General features: G+C 60.0%; 1 rRNA gene. It reads left to right on the top strand.

The features are described 5' to 3' along the window. Positions 1-155 precede the first annotated feature (155 nt). Positions 156-255: ribosomal RNA gene (gene rrf / locus QSK52_RS39330) — 5S ribosomal RNA — on the top strand; the annotation flags it as partial.

Genomic DNA, 255 nt, shown 5'->3' with positions numbered 1-255 from the left:
CGACTGGGTTGATAGGCCGGATATGGAAGCCCTGTGAGGGGTGGAGTTGACCGGTACTAATAGGCCGAGGGCTTGTCCTCAGTTGCTCGCGTCCACTGTGTTGTTCTGAAACAACGACCCCCCGCCCCGGCGGGTGGCGGACAGTTTCATAGTGTTTCGGTGGTCATAGCGTGAGGGAAACGCCCGGTTACATTCCGAACCCGGAAGCTAAGCCTCACAGCGCCGATGGTACTGCAGGGGGGACCCTGTGGGAGA

The sequence above is a fragment of the Kitasatospora phosalacinea genome, assembly GCF_030268885.1.
Lineage (GTDB): Bacteria > Actinomycetota > Actinomycetes > Streptomycetales > Streptomycetaceae > Kitasatospora > Kitasatospora phosalacinea_C.
Note: the sequence above shows the minus strand (reverse complement) of the source record. Positions and strands in the feature narration are given on the sequence as shown.